This is a genomic window from Bdellovibrio sp. NC01 (genome assembly GCF_006874625.1).
In the GTDB taxonomy this organism is placed as follows: domain Bacteria; phylum Bdellovibrionota; class Bdellovibrionia; order Bdellovibrionales; family Bdellovibrionaceae; genus Bdellovibrio.
In genome coordinates this window covers 220,872-238,359 of record NZ_CP030034.1, presented here as the reverse complement: position 1 = coordinate 238,359, position 17,488 = coordinate 220,872, and the positions used below count along the sequence as shown (strand labels likewise).

19 protein-coding genes are annotated in these 17,488 nt (G+C 43.8%); 8 read left to right on the top strand and 11 right to left on the bottom strand.

Annotated features, from left to right (window positions below):
* Positions 1 to 93: 93 nt before the first annotated feature.
* Entirely contained in the window at positions 94 to 696 is a 603-nt protein-coding gene (locus DOE51_RS01235) for a hypothetical protein (RefSeq protein WP_142694792.1), read from the top strand.
* Between the two features lie 264 nt (positions 697 to 960).
* Here DOE51_RS01235 and bamE read toward each other — a convergent pair whose 3' ends face one another.
* From bamE to DOE51_RS01205, 6 genes are all read right to left on the bottom strand, one after another.
* The gene (gene bamE / locus DOE51_RS01230) at positions 961 to 1,404 is read right to left on the bottom strand and encodes an outer membrane protein assembly factor BamE (RefSeq protein ID WP_142694791.1); all 444 of its coding nucleotides are present in this window, start codon (positions 1,402 to 1,404) and stop codon (positions 961 to 963) included.
* A 120-nt stretch (positions 1,405 to 1,524) separates the two neighbouring features.
* A complete protein-coding gene (locus DOE51_RS01225; RefSeq protein ID WP_142694790.1) occupies positions 1,525 to 2,166 on the bottom strand; it encodes a hypothetical protein in 642 nt (213 codons plus the stop codon).
* Positions 2,147 to 2,944, bottom strand: a complete 798-nt coding sequence (locus DOE51_RS01220; RefSeq protein WP_246845227.1) for a hypothetical protein — start codon at positions 2,942 to 2,944, stop codon at positions 2,147 to 2,149. Before DOE51_RS01220 ends, DOE51_RS01225 begins: the two co-directional genes overlap by 20 nt.
* Before the next feature lie 120 nt (positions 2,945 to 3,064).
* A complete protein-coding gene (gene secA, locus DOE51_RS01215; protein ID WP_142694788.1) occupies positions 3,065 to 5,740 on the bottom strand; it encodes a preprotein translocase subunit SecA in 2,676 nt (891 codons plus the stop codon).
* Positions 5,741 to 5,860: 120 nt separating this feature from the next.
* The gene (locus tag DOE51_RS01210; RefSeq protein ID WP_142694787.1) at positions 5,861 to 6,340 is read right to left on the bottom strand and encodes a tRNA (cytidine(34)-2'-O)-methyltransferase; all 480 of its coding nucleotides are present in this window, start codon (positions 6,338 to 6,340) and stop codon (positions 5,861 to 5,863) included.
* Entirely contained in the window at positions 6,333 to 6,935 is a 603-nt protein-coding gene (locus tag DOE51_RS01205) for a gamma-glutamylcyclotransferase (protein WP_142694786.1), read from the bottom strand. Before DOE51_RS01205 ends, DOE51_RS01210 begins: the two co-directional genes overlap by 8 nt.
* Positions 6,936 to 7,204: 269 nt before the next feature.
* Between DOE51_RS01205 and DOE51_RS01200 the strand changes: the two genes are divergently transcribed.
* From DOE51_RS01200 to DOE51_RS01185, 4 genes are all read left to right on the top strand, one after another.
* Positions 7,205 to 7,543: a P-II family nitrogen regulator gene (locus tag DOE51_RS01200; protein WP_142694785.1), complete on the top strand. Its 339-nt coding sequence runs from the start codon at positions 7,205 to 7,207 to the stop codon at positions 7,541 to 7,543.
* 78 nt (positions 7,544 to 7,621) lie between these two features.
* Positions 7,622 to 9,037, top strand: a complete 1,416-nt coding sequence (gene glnA / locus DOE51_RS01195; RefSeq protein WP_142694784.1) for a type I glutamate--ammonia ligase — start codon at positions 7,622 to 7,624, stop codon at positions 9,035 to 9,037.
* Positions 9,038 to 9,091: 54 nt separating this feature from the next.
* Entirely contained in the window at positions 9,092 to 9,502 is a 411-nt protein-coding gene (locus tag DOE51_RS01190; RefSeq protein WP_142694783.1) for a glycine cleavage system protein H, read from the top strand.
* A gap of 113 nt (positions 9,503 to 9,615) precedes the next feature.
* Positions 9,616 to 10,497, top strand: a complete 882-nt coding sequence (locus DOE51_RS01185) for a DMT family transporter (RefSeq protein ID WP_142694782.1) — start codon at positions 9,616 to 9,618, stop codon at positions 10,495 to 10,497.
* Here DOE51_RS01185 and DOE51_RS01180 read toward each other — a convergent pair.
* Positions 10,494 to 10,766 (bottom strand): peptidylprolyl isomerase, encoded by a 273-nt coding sequence (locus tag DOE51_RS01180; RefSeq protein WP_142694781.1) that lies wholly within the window; start codon positions 10,764 to 10,766, stop codon positions 10,494 to 10,496. The genes DOE51_RS01185 and DOE51_RS01180 overlap by 4 nt on opposite strands.
* Positions 10,767 to 10,872: 106 nt before the next feature.
* Between DOE51_RS01180 and DOE51_RS01175 the strand changes: the two genes are divergently transcribed.
* Together DOE51_RS01175 and DOE51_RS01170 are read left to right on the top strand one after the other, a co-directional pair.
* Positions 10,873 to 11,352, top strand: coding sequence for a hypothetical protein (locus DOE51_RS01175; RefSeq protein WP_142694780.1), 480 nt, complete (start codon positions 10,873 to 10,875; stop codon positions 11,350 to 11,352).
* 118 nt (positions 11,353 to 11,470) lie between these two features.
* Positions 11,471 to 12,517, top strand: coding sequence for an NAD(P)-dependent alcohol dehydrogenase (locus DOE51_RS01170; protein ID WP_142694779.1), 1,047 nt, complete (start codon positions 11,471 to 11,473; stop codon positions 12,515 to 12,517).
* 56 nt (positions 12,518 to 12,573) lie between these two features.
* Here the strand turns inward: DOE51_RS01170 and DOE51_RS01165 are convergent, their stop codons facing one another.
* Together DOE51_RS01165 and DOE51_RS01160 are read right to left on the bottom strand one after the other, a co-directional pair.
* On the bottom strand, positions 12,574 to 13,662 hold the full coding sequence (locus DOE51_RS01165; RefSeq protein ID WP_142694778.1) for a DUF748 domain-containing protein: 1,089 nt from the start codon (positions 13,660 to 13,662) through the stop codon (positions 12,574 to 12,576).
* On the bottom strand, positions 13,628 to 14,506 hold the full coding sequence (locus tag DOE51_RS01160) for a YihY/virulence factor BrkB family protein (RefSeq protein WP_142694777.1): 879 nt from the start codon (positions 14,504 to 14,506) through the stop codon (positions 13,628 to 13,630). Before DOE51_RS01160 ends, DOE51_RS01165 begins: the two co-directional genes overlap by 35 nt.
* 174 nt (positions 14,507 to 14,680) lie before the next feature.
* On the opposite strand from DOE51_RS01160, the gene DOE51_RS01155 reads away from it, so the two are divergent.
* Positions 14,681 to 15,412 (top strand): hypothetical protein, encoded by a 732-nt coding sequence (locus tag DOE51_RS01155; protein WP_142694776.1) that lies wholly within the window; start codon positions 14,681 to 14,683, stop codon positions 15,410 to 15,412.
* A gap of 5 nt (positions 15,413 to 15,417) precedes the next feature.
* Here DOE51_RS01155 and DOE51_RS01150 read toward each other — a convergent pair whose 3' ends face one another.
* On the bottom strand, positions 15,418 to 15,918 hold the full coding sequence (locus DOE51_RS01150) for a Dps family protein (RefSeq protein ID WP_142694775.1): 501 nt from the start codon (positions 15,916 to 15,918) through the stop codon (positions 15,418 to 15,420).
* 124 nt (positions 15,919 to 16,042) lie between these two features.
* Positions 16,043 to 17,446 (bottom strand): sigma-54 dependent transcriptional regulator, encoded by a 1,404-nt coding sequence (locus tag DOE51_RS01145; protein WP_142694774.1) that lies wholly within the window; start codon positions 17,444 to 17,446, stop codon positions 16,043 to 16,045.
* Between the last annotated feature and the right edge of the window lie 42 nt (positions 17,447 to 17,488).

The following is a 17,488-nucleotide window of genomic DNA, read 5'->3' as shown; positions in this document are numbered from 1 at the left end:
AACGAGACATTCCGAAACTTTCGTCCAGGATTCCCTGAGTTTTTTTCGCGTAACTCCCTTACTTAAGCTAAACTTATAAGAGTGGAGGAGTTGATGTCGAGCACGAGAAAGCTCAAACTTTCATGGCAGTTACGAACCATCGTAGCCATTCTGATTGTGACACCAATCGCCGTTTTCTCCATTTCTGCTTTTAAGAAAAATTCCATCGCGATGAATGTTCAACAAGCTCGTGGCATCGCTTCAGTCAGCGAAGAAAACGTGCAACTACCAATCATCGACGTCGATTCACAAGATCTTTCTGAACTAAATACCGAAGAACTTAAGAAAGCTTTCAAATATCAACTTCTGCGCGACGTCCACGCGACAAGATTCAAAGACTCAATCAATTTGTCGTTGGGATTGTTCTATGTAAAAAACGAAAGCGGTACAAAAGTTTTCGTGTGCGATAGATTCTCAAACATCCAAGTGACAGTGAAATCCGACAAGGGCTTAAAAGTCATCGAAAGCCCCTGCAATATCAGCGACGACCAAAACCATATCGAAGCCTCAGTAATCAATTTCGAAGGCCGCGAAAACCTAAAAATCACAGACGTAAAATTAGTCAGCGACAACAACAAGCAAGACTACTTAGAAGTCGACGCCAACGAAATCAAATCCGTCCTGGGCCAAACAATCGCCATCGAAGAAATCCGCTAACCCCAAAGCACCAACCAACCACCCCACACCAACAAATTCACTACGCCCCACTCTCTAATCCATTCGTAAATTTAAATAGATCAGTCGAAGGCATAATTTGCTAGAGCGTAGAATTTAGCTTTTGCGTATGAGGCCTTCGCGGGGCCTGGATGGCCCTCGACGCCAACGGCGTCGAAGCGACGAGGCAGGATGCCGTGCCGAAGAAGCTAAAGCTAAATTCTACGCTCTAGCAAATCCCCGCATCACGACAGACCTAGTTGAAGATTAACGAATCGGTTCGAAATCGGGTACGTAGCGAACTTTGTCTTCGCCTTTGGATTGGGATTCAAAGTTTTGATAATCGCGTCTGTGTTTTTCGATATCCGCTGCGATTTGATCGTCGATCTCTTGATTCTTTTTAGCATTCTTAGCGTCGATAGCCGCCGCAGTCTGCGCGACTTCCGGTTGCGAAATATCGCCTACGTAAACAGCGCTACCCTCAAAGAATTGGATTTCTTTTTGAAAGCGGATTTTATTTTCATAGAAATTATAGAACCAACGGTCCTTGCCATGAATACGGCGAGTTTGTTGGGGGCTACCCATGATGGACAGCACTTCTGCCTTTTCCATCCCAGGCTTCACTTCTTCGAATTGCTTTACCATTGAAGTCTGACAGGCTGACGTCAATAAAGCCATTAGCGTGATTGGAATCGCCAAATGTCGGAGCATACTTCCCCCATCTTTAAAAGATACCAGTTTACTCGGATCTTCGAAAGAAAGCCCCAGCACTGTGTATCAAAGCGAAACAGGAATTTTTAAGCCTGTCACTCTTTTCGCCACTCTGAGTTTCTATTTTTTTAGAATTACTGGATCTGTCAAAGATGGTGACGAAGGTTTAGACGACTTTTTGCCATGACCTTCCACATTCTTCTTCTCTTCACGGGCCTTCACATCTTCCGCCGTTTCGTACTGCGTGCGGACTTTGCGTAGGGTGTGATTGACTGAGCTGGTAAGGCTCATCTGCGTTTCCATGTCTTCAATGGATTTAACGTCAATGCGTTCGTATTCGCGCTTTTCTGTCTGACCTTTTTCAGGGTAGCGGTATTTCAACAAAGCACGCTGCTGATCATATTCCTTAGCATTTTTTTCAAGTTCTTTATGAATGCCCAACATCTGTTTCACAATTTCGTTTACTTTTGCTGGGTCTTTTTCGTGCTGCTTTTCTTCGATCAGTTTTTCTAGTTCTTCTTTGCCAGAATGAACTTTGGCTTCAAGCGCTTGCACGCGCGCTGCGACGACCGAAAAGCTTTCTTCAGACGATTTTACTTCTTTCTTTTCTTCGCCACCGCCTTCTTTTTTCTCTCCCCCCTCTTCTTTCTTTTCACCACCACCGTGGCCGCCGCCCTCATTTGCGAATGCAAAAGAGCCGCTCGAAAGCAGAGCAAGGACTGTCAAAAAGATTGGCAAAAACTTAGGAACCGGAAAGAACATCTTGTCTCCAAGAAATTTTAAAAGGCAGATATTTAATTCGGCCGATTAGCACCGATGCTTTAGCGGGATTCAGTCCTGGAATAACCAATCTGCCGCCACCAACTTGAGTTAAGAGTTCATTCACATCCCAACCAAAGCGTGAATCCGTCATCGCTTCTTTAAGCTGATACAGAAGCTGACTAGACTCGATCCCATCAATAATCACAACATATGTAAGCGGCCCCGCCGTCGTATCAGCATTCGCAAAATCAGTAACGTCAGAAAAATCCGCGCTGTCTGAAACGCATGCTGGGGGCGGCGCTTGCATCGGTTGTTGATCCAAGGTCGCATTGAAATCAAAAGGTGCTTCCTCCACAGGAGCTTCGGCAACCGGTGCTTCTTGATCGGCAGAGTCCGCGTATTCCGCAGAAGAATCTTGATAAGATTGCTCCCCGCCAAAATTCTGCTCAACTGCTTGTCCTCCGACTCCGTGAGAGTCGTTATTATAGACCGATGCTGGCGAACCAAATTGATCAGCACTTTGCTCAACATTATTTTGTTCGAAACCGTTTTGTTGAAATCCATCTTGCGATTGGAAGTCGCCTTGCTGTTGGAAGTTCTGATCGGTTGAGTAATTAGTTTCCGCAGAAAAATCCGTTGCGACGGGGCTTTGACCGAAATCTTGTGAACCTTGATTCGCGAAATCCTGACCGTCAGAAAAATCGGCAGGTTGCTCAGAGACTGGAGTTTCGAAAGACTGAGCCGGTGTTTCATCCGGCTCGGCTTCGTGATTTGCCATTTCAGGCTGTCCGTTAAAATCGATAAAGTAAACTGCGCCACAATGGGGACATGTAAACAAGGTCCCCAAGTGTTTATCAAGAATCTCTACCGGTTTTTGGCAACTCGGACAGGCCAGCAATTAGCGTTTTCCTTTACCTTGCTTTTCCAAACGACGACGCTCTTCACGGTTCATGTTTGGAGATTCCGCAGGACCACTTTGGAAAGTCATTTTACGTTTTGGCGGCTCTGCAGGACCTGAAACGTCCGGCAAAGAATGACCAATGTCAGCCTCAGAAGGCGAAGAGTAATTCAACTCATCCAATTCTGGTTCTTCTGGGCGAAAGCTTTCCATGATATCTGCTTCAGATTGTTGAGCAACCAACTGCACGCGCATGATTTTTTCAACGGCGTCAGATTTGATCGTGTTGTTCAATTTTTCGAAAGTCATGAAGGCTTCTTTTTTATACTCAATCAAAGGATCTTTTTGAGCATAACCACGAAGACCAATACCTTCTTTCAATTTATCGATCACTGCCAAATGCATTTTCCAGTGATGGTCGATCGATTGAAGAAGAATCATTTTTTGAACCTGTTCAAAGAATGGGCCCATTGATGATTTTTGTTTTTCATACACTTCTTTAACGCCATTTTTCACAGCTTCAAGAACAGTGTCTGAATTCACAGCCATGTTATCTAAATCGATTTTGAAACCGAAAGTTTGAGTTAATGAATTGTTCAAACCTTCCATGCTCCAGTCTTCTTTTTTACCGTCTTCTGGCATGTAAGTATCAAGCAAGTTAGAAACAACATCGCCTAACATATCAAGAACAGTGCGCTCGATTTCCTGACCTTCAAGAACGCGGCGACGCATTCCATAGATCGCATTTCTTTGCGCATTCATGACAGAGTCGTATTCCATCAAATTTTTACGAATATCAAAGTTGTGACCTTCAACTTTACGTTGCGCACCTTCGATAGCATTCGTAACCATTTTTGCAGTGATTGGTTCGTCTTCAGGGATGTTCAACATCTCCATGATTTTTTGGATACGTTCACCATTGAAGATACGCATCAAGTTGTCTTCAAGAGACAAATAGAAACGAGATTCACCCGGGTCACCTTGACGACCTGAACGACCACGCAACTGATTGTCGATACGACGCGATTCATGGCGTTCAGTACCCACGATATATAAACCACCGGCTTTACGTACTTCTTCACGTTCAGCTTCAACTTGCGGTTTAATTTTCGCTAGTGCTTCAGTGTATTCTGGAGTGTCATCGTTACCTACTTGAGCCTTCGCCAACATTTCGGCGTTACCACCCAATTTAATGTCAGTACCACGACCCGCCATATTTGTAGCGATCGTTACGGCACCTTTACGACCTGCTTGCGCAACGATTTCGGCTTCACGCTCATGGTGTTTTGCATTCAAAACTTCATGGCGGATACCTTCGTTACGAAGGAAGCGGCTAAGGGCTTCAGATTTTTCAATCGACGCTGTACCGACAAGCACTGGTTGACCTTTTGCAGATCTTTCCTTGATGTCAGCAGTGATCGCTTTGAATTTCGCTTTCTCAGATTTATAAACCACGTCTTCTTGGTCTTGACGTTGAATTGGTTTATTCGTTGGGATCACGTTTACGGCAAGTTTGTAGATCTTTTGGAACTCAACCGCCTCTGTATCCGCTGTACCTGTCATGCCCGAAAGCTTGTTGTACATAAGGAAATAGTTTTGGAACGTGATTGTCGCAAGAGTTTGATTCTCTGACTTCACTTCAACGTTTTCTTTTGCTTCGATCGCTTGGTGAAGACCATCTGACCAACGACGACCCGGCATCAAACGACCCGTGAATTCATCGACGATAACGATTTCGCCATCTTTGATCATGTATTCAACATCAAGACGGTACAAGTTGTGAGCTTTCAAACCTTGGTACACGTGGTGAAGAAGTTCGATGTTTTGTGGATCGTAAAGATTGCCTACGCCCAACAACTCTTCAACTTTCGCATTACCTTCATCAGTCAAAGAAACAGTCTTAGACTTTTCTTCCATTGTGAAGTGGGTGTCGCGTTTCAAGTGCGGGATGATCGAGTTTACGACTTGATATTTTTCCGTCGAAGCTTCCGCAGGACCAGAAATGATAAGTGGCGTACGTGCTTCGTCGACAAGGATCGAGTCACACTCATCCACGATTGCGAAGTTGTGACCACGTTGCACGTAATCGTTCAAATCAAACTTCATGTTGTCACGAAGATAGTCGAAACCAATTTCATTGTTCGTGCAGTAAGTGATATCGCAAGCGTACATTTGCTTACGTTCTTGGTCATTCAAACCGTGAACGATGATACCCGTTGTAAGACCCAACCATCCGTAAAGACGGCCCATCTCTTCAGCGTCACGACGAACCAAGTAATCATTCACTGTCACAACGTGAACACCTTTACCAGTAAGGGCATTCAAATAAACAGGAAGAGTCGCAACCAGGGTTTTACCTTCACCCGTTCTCATCTCTGCGATAGAACCGCGATTAAGAACGATACCACCGATCATCTGTACGTCATAATGGCGCATGCCAAGCACTCGGATCGCAGCTTCACGACAAACCGCGAAGGCTTCAGGCAAGATGTCTTCGACAGTCTCACCTTTTCTGAGGCGCTCTTGGAACTCAGGTGTTTTAGCTTTTAATTGTTCATCGGAAAGAGCTTTCATGCCCGGTTCAAGAGCATTGATTTGATCCACAAGTGGTTGGATCTTTTTCATTTCACGATCGTGCTTCGTACCAAAAATTTTTGTGAGGATCTGTGTTACCATAGGCTCTGAGGATAGCCTCAAATCAATAATGCCTGCAAGTACTTGCGCGTTTTTCAGCCCTCACAAGTCGCACCCAGACTAAAGCCTTACAGAATTAAAATCCTACGCGCTCTGACGTAGTTATTTTGAATAGTTTTGCTGACGAAGTCCTTCGTAGGCAGCAATAGCGACACTCGTCGCCAAATTCAGACTGCGCGCGCCTTCGCCAATCATAGGAATAGTCACAGTTTGATTTGGAAATTTCGCAAGCAAATCTGGATCAAGACCTTTCGTCTCTTTACCAAAAACGAACCAATCGCCCGATTGATATTGCGGCTCAAAATATGTTCGTTTTGTTTTCGTCGTGAATAACCACACGCGTGATGGATCTTCAACTTTGTTCCACCAATCTTCAAAAGTCAGATGGCGGTGATAAGTTAAGTGAGGCCAGTAATCCAGCCCCGCTCTTTTTAGATTTGTATCATTGATCTCGAAACCCATTTTTCCGACGATGTGAAGTTCACAGTTAGTCGCTACACACGTGCGCCCGATATTCCCCGTGTTTTGTGGAATTTCGGGCTCAATTAGAACAATTCGGAAAAGTTTCTGAGTATTAGGCAAGATGTCTGAAAACCTCTTGGCCGAGCTTAGACAATGCAAGTCTGCGCCCCTTATCCACGATCAATTCAAGATTCATCAATTCGCGGTAAAGAGTCAGATCAATGGGAACAATCTCGCGGCCAGTTGAGCGTCCCAGACGTTGAATATAGGTCATTTGCTTTTCTGTCAGCTTCGAAGTTAAAGCTGGCTGATCTTCAATCGACTTTTTCCAATCACCACCCGGAATTACCGCTGCGTTAACAGGCAATTTCAGAGGGTTCAAAAAATATGTCCAAGCTTTGATAGGTTCTGATGAGCCTTCGACATAAACGTCGACTTCTTCGCGCGCATACAAGCTCTTGTCTGGATCTAGCGGATTAAAACCGTAAAACTCATCCAAAAGAGCCTTCAAAAGTTCAGAACCTTTAAGTTCTACTAACTGACCCGGAACAAGGTCACTGCCACCCTTAACTAGCGCAGGGAAGCCTACTTTCAAGCGATATGCTGTTCCTTTGATTCTTGCAAAAGCTAATGATTCCACGAAGTTCTGGATCTTAGCGTAATGGATCATCCCCTCGGTCAACGAGCCGTAGATGAAAAAACGTGTTGTAGTCATTATCCCCCCCGGTCAGACAACAATATTGGTTTTTCCTAAAAAGCGAGCCCGTGTGTACCAAAAACCACATACCACCTCAACAGGTTCTTTCACTTTTCTAGAGTATTTTTTCGATTTTACCAAATTGGTGACACTTACTGTTTTGCGTTAATGGCAATTAAATAAATAAAATTCATTTAACGATTTTTTGCTTTCTTGCGGACGTTTGCTATTCTTTCGAAGTCGTACCACTTACATGAAGTAAGTAAGATTGCAGAACGTTGGACCTGATGAAAAAAATAGAGGCGATTATCAAACCTTTCAAACTTGATGATGTCGTCGATGCCCTTGCGGAAGTCGGCGTAGAAGGGGTGACTGTCTCTGAAGTTCGCGGGTTCGGTCGTCAAAAAGGTCGCACCGAAGTTTATAAAGGTGCGGAGTACGTCGTCGATTTTCTCCCTAAAATTAAATTAGAAGTCGTCCTTCCAGATGCGCTCATTGATAGCGCGATTGAAGCAATTCGTAAGACGGCCCACACTGGGAAAATCGGTGACGGAAAAATATTTGTGATTCCGGTGGAATCAGCGCTGCGTATTCGTACCGGCGAAAAAGATGAAGAAGCATTGTAGTTTGTCTACACTCTGACTTTGTTGGAGTAGATTTAAATTTTGATTTTTGAAAATACAATTTTGCAAGGAGACAGCAAAATGACTGCGAAAGAAGCTCTGAAGTTTGCGCACGAAAAAGGCGCTAAAATGGTTGATCTAAAGTTCTGTGACATGGTCGGAACTTGGCAACATCTAACAATTCCTCTGCACCAACTAGAGGAAGATTCATTTGAAAACGGTTACGGTTTCGACGGAAGTTCGATCCGCGGCTGGAGAGGCATTGAAGAATCAGACATGATCATCAAGCCAGATCCTGCAACTGCGATGATGGACCCGTTCATGGAAGTTCCGACTCTTTCATTGATCTGTGATGTGTGCTTGCCGGAAACTCTTCAAGCTTACAATCGTGACCCACGTCAGGTTGTTAAAAAAGCGATCGCCTACATGCAGTCAACGGGCATTGCTGACACGGCTTACTTCGGTCCTGAAGCTGAATTCTTTATCTTTGATGACGTTCGTTATGAACAAACAACGAACTCTGGCTTCTACATGATCGACAGCAACGAAGCTGCTTGGAACACAGGTCGCGATGAAGGTGGCAACAATCTTGGCTACAAAATCCGTCCTAAAGAGGGTTACTTCCCTGCTCTTCCAACAGATACTTTGCAAGACATTCGTTCTGAAATCTGTCTAGAGATGGAAAGATGCGGAATGAAAGTAGAACGTCATCACCATGAAGTTGCTTCTGCTGGTCAGTGTGAAATCAATTTCCAATACGATACAGCGTTGAACATGGGCGATAAAATGATGTGGTTCAAATACATCGTGAAAAACGTGTGTGCTCGTCATGGTAAAACAGCGACGTTCATGCCGAAGCCTCTTTACGGCGATAACGGTTCAGGCATGCACATCCATATGTCTCTATGGAAAGATGGCAAAAACCTTTTTGCAGGTAACAAATACGCAGGTCTTTCTGAAATGGCCTTGTACTACATCGGTGGTGTGTTGAAACATGCTCCAGCGTTGTGCGGTATCATCAATCCATTGACGAACTCTTATAAACGCTTGGTTCCTGGTTTCGAAGCTCCAACGAAATTGGCTTACAGCTTTAAGAATCGTTCGGCAGCGATGCGTATCCCGAACTCAGGTCCAAACCCAAAAGCAAAACGTATTGAATTCCGTACGCCAGATCCAGGCGCTAACATTTATTTGGCAGAAGCTGCGATCTTGATGGCGGGTCTTGATGGTATCATCAACAAGATTCACCCAGGTGATCCACTAGATAAAGATATCTACGGCCTTCCTCCACAAGAAGCCGCTGCGATCCCTTCTGTTCCGGGAACTTTGGAAGAGTCATTGAATAATTTGATGAATAACTGCAGCTTCCTGAAAAAAGGCGATGTATTCTCAGATGACTTGATCGAAACTTGGGTTCAGTACAAAATCGACAAAGAAGTTCGACCAGTACAACAAAGACCAGTTCCTTATGAGTTCCATTTGTATTACGATTGCTAGCATCACGAGTCTGCACTCCGGCGTTGCCGGAGTAGGAAAGTTTTAGGAGAGTAAATGGCATCTGATGACGTAAAGAATTTTTTAGGCCACATGTGGTTCCGTCAAGAAGACGGTATTATCACTATTGGTATCAACGAAGATGGTCTTGAGGATTTTGAATCTATCAATTCAATCGAACTTCCTGCTGAGCATGAAAAAGTTGATGCAGAGTCAGTGATCGGTACAATTGAAACTGATGATGGTCCACTTGATATTTACGCTCCTGTAGACGGCACTGTGATCGAAGTGAATTCACAAGTTGTTGATGATCCTTCAATCGTTATGGAAGACCCTTATGAAGAGGGTTGGCTTGTTCGCATCGAAGCTGATGAAGACTACGATGACGAAGATGAAGACGATGAAGATGACGACGACGATGATGATGAAGATGAGGACGATGAGGATTACGAAGACGACGAAGACTAGTCGTCGAATCCTAAGAACGATTTAAGTTCATATTTAAACCCGCGGTGGCTGACACTGCGGGTTTTTTATTTTCAGCGATAACGTGCGGTCCGCTTTCATGTTAGCTTGTACGAATGAATCTTCTGCTTTACGCAATTTGTACGATTATCTGGGGCTCCACTTGGTTAGTGATTACTTTTCAAGTTGGTGGCGCGTCACCGATCACTTCGGTTTTCTGGCGTTTTCTTTTGAGCGCCGTGATGCTTGCGATCTTTGCTTTCGTAACAAAAAAGAAAATGCGTTATCCGAAAAAAGATCATCTGCTTTTTGCGGGTCAAGGCGTGTTCATGTTTTCAGTGAACTACATGCTGTTCTATATTTCCGAAACGATGGTGAGTTCAGGAATGACCGCCGTCGCCTTCACCAGCTTGGTTTACTACAATATGCTGGGCATGTGGATTTTCTTTAAAAAGCCGATCACTAAGAACGTGATCATCGGTTCTTTAATTGGCGGCGTCGGTATTTTATTTCTGTTCCTAGATGAAATTACGAACCTCACTGGTGGTCAAAAGACGATCCTGGGTTTGTTGATTAGTTTCATCGCGACGTTGTCAGCTTCATGCGGGAATCTTTTGTCGCAAGTGACTTATAAAAAAGGAATTCCCATCGTTGTGACCAACACTTTCGGCATGTTCTATGGAAGTGTTTTCACTTTATTGGTGGCCCTGCTGTTCCGCCAAGACCTAGCAATTCCAATGACTTCGCAGTTCTTATTATCACTTTTGTATCTTTCTTTGTTTGGTTCGGTGATTGCGTTCGGTGCCTATTTAACTTTGGCTGGAAGAATTGGTGCGGAAAAAGCCGCTTACACCAGCGTGCTATCGCCAGTGATCGCGCTGACCCTTTCAAGCTTTTACGAAAACTTCAAATGGACACCATATATTGGTGTGGGCGTTCTTTTGTGTTTGTTGGGAAATATTCTGACTTTGAAAAAGCCTTCAGCGAAGAAGGCTTAATTTCTTTTGATCAAATGATAGCCGAATTTTGTGCGAACGGGTTTGCTAGAAATCTCGCCCGTTTTCAGTAACATCGTCGCATCTGCGAAGTCTTCGTCCAAACGTGAAAGCGCGACCTCGCCAAGGTTTCCGCCTTGTGCTGCCGACGGACATTTTGAATACCTTTTCGCAAGATCTTCAAATGACTTTCCGTCTTTCAAAGCGCGCAACAGATCTTGTGCTTCGAATTCTTTGTCGACCAAAATATGACTGACATTAACTTTCTTCATAGAACACTTATTGTACTAGATGAAACAGACATATTCCATTGCAATCGTGGTGGTCTTGCGAATGCGAACTAAAGATCCAAGAATATTCATAAGCAAAGGAGTGCGCATGAAATTCTTAAGTCTTTTACTTTTCCTTCTTCCCGCATTGAGTTTCGCAAACACAGATCGTCAGGGCCTTATCGGAACTTACAAAGTTCTAGCATTGAACTATAAACACAATGGCGAACCTACGACCGATCATCCATGGGGTAAAAGTGTTGAGGTTTTCTTTGCGCAGAATCAGATTTGCATTCGTGAAAACAAATTCGACCACACTTACACGCAGTACTGTTTTAAAGAAGGCACCTACCAGGTTATTGATGATTCTAATGGCTGGCTTGCTGACGTTCTGAAAACGGCCCACATCACCCCAACTATGTTGGATTACCAATACACATTGTCTGCTCGTCATCAGCCAATCTATCAGCAGGGCACTGTGCGTCTGCAAAAACAAACGGATCGCTACACGTTGATTTCTAATCACTCTGAAGTAAACGGCACAACGAATTCATCAATACAAAAATCTTATGTTCTAAAAAAGAACTAAGGACATAGAAGAATGCGATGCAACTGCAAAATCGCATTCTTCCCAACAGCTGCAACACAGTCCTATAATCATGTTTTACTCCAGCGAAGTTGGAGTGTAGACAACCCCGGAGGAATTCATGATTAAGGTTAAAGGTTTTGCAGCTCCTCAACCAAAAGCTCCACTTGCTCCCTTTTCTTTTGAGCGTCGCGATCTTCGCGATAATGACGTACAAATCGACATTCAGTATTGCGGCGTTTGTCATTCGGATGTGCATCAAGCGCGTGATGAATGGGGCCGTGGCACTTTCCCAATGGTTCCGGGTCACGAGATCGTAGGTAAAGTTGTCGCCGTAGGAAAAAACGTTAAGAACTTTAAAGTCGGCGATCTTGCGGGTGTCGGCTGCATGGTCGATGCTTGTCTTGACTGCCGTTCATGCAACGAAGGTCTTGAACAATATTGCGAAAACGGTTTCGTCGGCACTTACAACAGTCACGAAAAATCAGATGGCGCACCAACATACGGCGGCTATTCAAACGCGATCGTTGTGCGTGAAGAATTCTGCCTCAACATTCCTAAAAATCTAGATCTTGCGGCCGTCGCACCGTTATTGTGCGCGGGCATCACAACTTACTCACCACTTCGTCACTGGAAAGTCGATAAGGGACAAAAAGTCGGCGTTGTTGGTTTGGGCGGCTTGGGTCACATGGCTGTGAAACTTGCAAACGCTATGGGCGCACACGTCGTGGTATTCACAACGTCCCCTTCGAAAGTGGAAGATGCAAAACGCCTGGGCGCGCATGAAGTGATTATTTCTAAGGATATGGAGCAAATGAAATCGCATTCGAACTCTTTCGATTTCATTATCGATACAGTGTCGGCTCCGCATGATTATAATTTGTATCTGTCTTTACTTCACCGCGATGGCAACATGGTCCTTGTCGGTCTTCCTGACAAGCCACCAGAATTGTATGCGGGAAGCTTGATTATGGGTCGTCGTAAATTAGGCGGTTCATTGATCGGTGGTATCAAAGAAACACAAGAGATGTTGGATTTCTGTGGTAAGCACAACATCGTTTCTGATATCGAAATGATTCCAATTCAAAAAATCAATGAAGCTTATGATCGTATGGTGAAAAGCGACGTTAAATATCGCTTCGTCATCGATATGAAATCGTTAGCTTAATTGCTGTTCCGGTATTTAATCACGACTATGCAGAGGGAGGCCACAAGCCTCCTTCTTCATTTTTTACGCTCGACATCTTTAATTGAAATTGTATTGTCCAACGTTTTTCTTAGCGCTTCGACAAAACCGTTACGCAACGAAGTCCACACCGCTCCCCACTTATCGACATCGGGCCCATGGGATGCGCCCTCGAATTCAATTTTCGTCGCGACCGTTTTATTGTTGCGATTGCGAAGGATAAGATTCGCCATGGCCAAACCAACTTCATTGAAAAATCTCTGTGCAGAATCGAAATGCTCTTGGTCGCTAATCACGTCAATATTTTCAAAGAACGGTTTGACGTAACCTTTAATTTTATTATCTTTAGTTGTGACCTCTGAATAAATACTGAATTTACCCGACGTAAACGTAAACGGTCCGTAAGCTAAAAAGAAATCATTCAGCTTCGTCAGGTCAAGTTTGTCCATTTTCAACTTCGCTTCGAAAGCGGGGACTTTCGAGATTAAATTAATCTTGGCATCCGCATGTACAGGTGCATTCTTCATCAGACGCGCAGAAGCGGTCACAGTACTTGGCAGAACTTCTTTTGAATCATCGGTGTTTTTGATATTCGTCGCATGAATTTCGATTCGATCTAAAACAACGTCGACGGGCGCTTTGAAGTCGCGGTTGATAAGATGCAGTTCGCTTCTGGTCATTTTAAATGACTCAAGCTCAATAGGCACCAACTTGCCAACGATCGTTTTCCAATCTTCTTCACCCTTGCCTAATTGTTTTTTCTTTTTATTGTCACTATCTACCAAATCGATTTTTGCGCCATCGATTTCCAAATCACCCAGCAGTTTCATTTTAAAAAGCGCACGCCACGCTAAAGACAAATCAATGTTCTTCACTTCAACGAAGGAATTTTTTGGCGTTAAGGTCTTTTTCCATATTTTCAAATCTTGGATTTGATAGGCCCCCCGATATAAAGCCAGGTCGAAATCATCGATATGTCCTTTATAACTTTCCATCTTGTTGCCCAAATACCAATTGATGGCGTATTTGCATCCATAGGGAAGCAAGATCCGAATGCCCACAAGTAAAAGGATAATGATCCACACCGTTTTGCTAACGCGGCTTAGGCTGTGCAGCAGATTCTTCATGATCTTCCTTTCTGTTAAACTGGTAGGCAATTTCAGCGCTGAGAAAAATGACAGCGGAAGAATAATAGACCCACATTAAAAGAACGATAAAAGACCCGGCGGCACCATATAAAGAAGCAGCTGCACTCTGCCCTAAATAAAGTCCGATCGCTGTTTTTCCCAGCGAAAATAAAATCGCGGTGACTAAACCCGATGTTCCGGCAACTCTCTTCGAAACATCCGTTTCTGGCAGAAAATAATAAAGCGCTGAAAATAAAATCCAGAACACCGCCAGCGAAACGCCAAAATTTATCAACTGCCCAAACCACTGATCACTACCGTCTAAATAAAAAGACAAACCCGTCGATACTATTAAAGAAATAATAGAAATGAATACGAAGGTTAACACCATCCCCATGTTAAAAAGTTTCGTTTTCAATAACTGCCATGTGCTTTGCAGAATAGTTTCTTCATTCGACTCTTCTTTTTTGTGCACTTCGAAGATGCGATTTAAGGCACCCCGCATGTCGCCGAAGATAGCGCCGGCCGAAAACAGCAGAACTAATAAACCGAAGATTCCCGCCATGTCGCGAATGTCAGGACGTTGATCAACGTTACGCGCGATCTCACGAATAAGCTCACTGGCCTTTGCGCCAACTAAGCCTTGGATTTGCGTTAAGAGCTCTTCGCGAAATTCCACGTTGATTAAAGAAACAAACGTCAGCAGCAGCACCAATAAGGGAGCCAGGGATAAAGCTGTGTAAAAGGCCAATGACGCCGACATTTCCAAAATATCGTCGCGGGACATCTTTTCGAAAAATTCTTTTGAGGTAAGGCGATGAAAGCCTTCTTTTATTCCTACCATTTCTAAATCATAACATTCTCAAATCTCGCAGCGGATGCGTTTTGGTTCGATTTGATGTTAATCAATCTGAGCAAGTATGTTGTGACACATAAACTAGCCGTGACTTTTTGTTGGATTTTTTATGTTAAGTGCTTCATCACAAAACAGGACTCTGAATTCTATGCTGAATGATAGATGCTTTCACGTATGCAAGACTTCCACTACGAAATTCTACCACTTCATCATGTATGTGAATCCAAACGTGAGTTACTAAACCAAGTGTTCTCTATGTGGGAACAGACATTCGGCTCTGTTTTAAATGACAAAGGTCACGAGCTTGATTTTTCCGACTTCTGCCGCTGTCACGCTGCGGGCGTGATTCGCTATAAAGAAGAAATCGTCGGTTTTAATCTATTCACGATTTTCGATTTTAGTTTAACGTCGCACTTGCGCCATCCCTATGTCAGCGAATTAAGTCCCACGACCGTCGCATATCTGCAAGGTCGTCACTGCACACGCTTAATGACGATGGAATATTTCACGGTTGGTTTTTCATGGCGCCGCAAATATCGTGACGTGCCGTGGGCCGAAATTCTAACCGGCTTAGGTTTACAGTATTTGGATTATTCCCCAGCGAACGGTGTATTGGGAACTCCGCGCACCGATATCAAAGTTGATCAGATGTGCTATCGCTTGGGTGCGAAGGAAATTCAACCGCCGATTAAAAAAATGAAGTACGAATGTGCCGTGGTTCTTTTTGAAAAACAAACGCGCAGACATTTCAGCAATGAAGTCACCCATTTCTGGGTCAAGCGTTTGTGGAAGGACTATCTAAAAGAGAAGCTCCACCCGAAATCGGGCAGAGCTCCCCGCACGTCTATGCAGGACGTACAAAAACAAATTGAAATCGAATTTGAAGTCGCTTGATCTTTTTAGCTCGTGAAAGATTGAATCATCCACAGATTCTTCTCATGGACGGCCAAGCGACGCACTAACAAATCATGTGTCACTGAATCTTCAGAAGTGTCGATATCACGAATGAAGTCGCGCAAGCGATTGATCATAATCTGAGTCGACACACCCAAATCACGCAACATATCCATATAATCAGCATGCTCGCGACGTTCTTTGATTTGCGAACGTTCTGAAAAATCAATAAAACTTGCCGGAGTGTATTCGCCCAAGCCGCGAATACGTTCTGCGATTTCATCAATCGCCTTGAATAACTCTTTATATTGTTCTTCAAAAAGCTGATGAAGAGATTTGAAGGTTGGACCTGTGACGTTCCAATGACAGTTTTGAGTTTTTAAAAGCATGAAGTAGGAATCAGACAACAAATTCGACAAGATGTCGGCGTTTCTGATTCGTTCAATCGAAGATAAACCCAAAAAATTTTCGTGGTATCTTTGCAGTGTCGGTTTTGGATCTAGCATAATGTTTCCCCTTCTGCTGAAGAGGAAGTGCAAATGGGAAACCAACTATCAAATGCTCTTTATTGCGTTTTAACAATTTTACGGGGTGAAATTCCCTACCAAGGGATGACTTTCACCCCAAATCTTATGGCAGAGCGGGGTCAATTTCCTGAAGCTTACGGTACAAGGTCTTACGATCAATACCCAAAGCTTTCGCTGTTAATTCCTTAGCGCGATTGTGACGCTCGTAAACGAACTGCACATATTTCTTTTCAACTTCGCGCAACGGTTCCACTTCATCACCGAAGCGAAACACGAACGTGTTCTTTTTATCTTCATGCGATTCAAGCTCTGCAGGATTTGATTCATCAAATAATAAGAATGAACCCAACTCAATTTCAGGTCCCGTCGTCAGAACTACCGCGCGCTCGATAGCGTTTTCAAGTTCACGCACATTCCCGCGCCACGGATGAGTTAATAAAAACTCTTTCGCATTCTTTTTAAAGCCCGTGATTTTTGTACCGTTAAGATTGTTGTATTTCTTTAAGAAGAATTCTGCCAATGGCATGATGTCTTCACGACGATCACGCAAAGGCGGAATTTTGATCGGAATAACATTCAGACGGAAGAATAAGTCTTCGCGGAATCGTTTCGCCGCCACTTCTTGGCGCAAATCTTTATGGGTCGCCGCAATCACGCGCACGTCAATCGAACGACTTTGATTTTCACCGACACGTTTGATTTCTTTTTCCTGCAACACACGCAGTAACTTCGCTTGCAGAGCCAAGTTCAAATCGCCGATTTCATCAAGGAACAAAGTCCCGCCGTCTGCCTCTTCAAATAAACCGATCTTTTTATCAGAGGCCCCTGTGAATGAACCTTTCGCATGACCGAATAATTCCGACTCTAAAAGATTTTCGGGAATGGCAGAACAGTTAATCGCAATAAAAGGTTTTTTCGCGCGCGGACTCCAGTTATGAATAGCACGAGCAAAAACTTCTTTTCCCGAACCACTTTCCCCTGTGATTGAAACAGTTGCTGCGGATTTGGCGACACGTTTTGAAAGCTCCATCAGACGGCGAATGCCTTCGCTTTTACCGATGATACCTTCTGGATTCAGACCTTTTGTTGAATCCAAAGTTTCACGCAAGTTTTGATTTTCGGCGTTTAGAATTGAATATTTAAATGCACGTTGTGCTGAAATTAATAATTGTGGGAAATGCAATGGCTTCACCACGAAGTCATAAGCCCCGGCTTCAATAGCTTCTGCCGCAGTATCAACGTCATTTGAAACTGTGATTAAAATAATCGGAATCAAAAGACCATCAGCGCGAAGTTGTTTGATGAAATCAAGACCCGACATCTTTGGCAGATTCAAGTCAGTGATGATCGCGTCACACTTGATCGCACCCGACGTCACATCTTTCATCGCCTGCATTGGATCTTCTAAATGAATCACGGATATATTTTTTTGACGAAAGAAGGCCGTGATCAGTTCTGCTAAATCGATATCGTCTTCAATCAGAAGAATAGTCTTTGGCTTATCCATAGAGTTTCCTTTGTCTTTGTCCTTTTTAAACCCAGGGGGCAG

What these genes read in the sequence shown, in the direction of transcription:
- DOE51_RS01235 (WP_142694792.1), top strand. Translation starts at nt 94, where the DNA reads ATGTCGAGCACGAGAAAGCTCAAACTTTCATGGCAGTTACGAACCATC.
- bamE (WP_142694791.1), bottom strand. Translation starts at nt 1,404, where the DNA reads ATGCTCCGACATTTGGCGATTCCAATCACGCTAATGGCTTTATTGACG.
- DOE51_RS01225 (WP_142694790.1), bottom strand. Translation starts at nt 2,166, where the DNA reads ATGTTCTTTCCGGTTCCTAAGTTTTTGCCAATCTTTTTGACAGTCCTT.
- DOE51_RS01220 (WP_246845227.1), bottom strand. Translation starts at nt 2,944, where the DNA reads ATGGCAAATCACGAAGCCGAGCCGGATGAAACACCGGCTCAGTCTTTC.
- secA (WP_142694788.1), bottom strand. Translation starts at nt 5,740, where the DNA reads ATGGTAACACAGATCCTCACAAAAATTTTTGGTACGAAGCACGATCGT.
- DOE51_RS01205 (WP_142694786.1), bottom strand. Translation starts at nt 6,935, where the DNA reads ATGACTACAACACGTTTTTTCATCTACGGCTCGTTGACCGAGGGGATG.
- DOE51_RS01200 (WP_142694785.1), top strand. Translation starts at nt 7,205, where the DNA reads ATGAAAAAAATAGAGGCGATTATCAAACCTTTCAAACTTGATGATGTC.
- glnA (WP_142694784.1), top strand. Translation starts at nt 7,622, where the DNA reads ATGACTGCGAAAGAAGCTCTGAAGTTTGCGCACGAAAAAGGCGCTAAA.
- DOE51_RS01190 (WP_142694783.1), top strand. Translation starts at nt 9,092, where the DNA reads ATGGCATCTGATGACGTAAAGAATTTTTTAGGCCACATGTGGTTCCGT.
- DOE51_RS01185 (WP_142694782.1), top strand. Translation starts at nt 9,616, where the DNA reads ATGAATCTTCTGCTTTACGCAATTTGTACGATTATCTGGGGCTCCACT.
- DOE51_RS01180 (WP_142694781.1), bottom strand. Translation starts at nt 10,766, where the DNA reads ATGAAGAAAGTTAATGTCAGTCATATTTTGGTCGACAAAGAATTCGAA.
- DOE51_RS01175 (WP_142694780.1), top strand. Translation starts at nt 10,873, where the DNA reads ATGAAATTCTTAAGTCTTTTACTTTTCCTTCTTCCCGCATTGAGTTTC.
- DOE51_RS01170 (WP_142694779.1), top strand. Translation starts at nt 11,471, where the DNA reads ATGATTAAGGTTAAAGGTTTTGCAGCTCCTCAACCAAAAGCTCCACTT.
- DOE51_RS01165 (WP_142694778.1), bottom strand. Translation starts at nt 13,662, where the DNA reads ATGAAGAATCTGCTGCACAGCCTAAGCCGCGTTAGCAAAACGGTGTGG.
- DOE51_RS01160 (WP_142694777.1), bottom strand. Translation starts at nt 14,506, where the DNA reads ATGGTAGGAATAAAAGAAGGCTTTCATCGCCTTACCTCAAAAGAATTT.
- DOE51_RS01155 (WP_142694776.1), top strand. Translation starts at nt 14,681, where the DNA reads ATGCTTTCACGTATGCAAGACTTCCACTACGAAATTCTACCACTTCAT.
- DOE51_RS01150 (WP_142694775.1), bottom strand. Translation starts at nt 15,918, where the DNA reads ATGCTAGATCCAAAACCGACACTGCAAAGATACCACGAAAATTTTTTG.
- DOE51_RS01145 (WP_142694774.1), bottom strand. Translation starts at nt 17,446, where the DNA reads ATGGATAAGCCAAAGACTATTCTTCTGATTGAAGACGATATCGATTTA.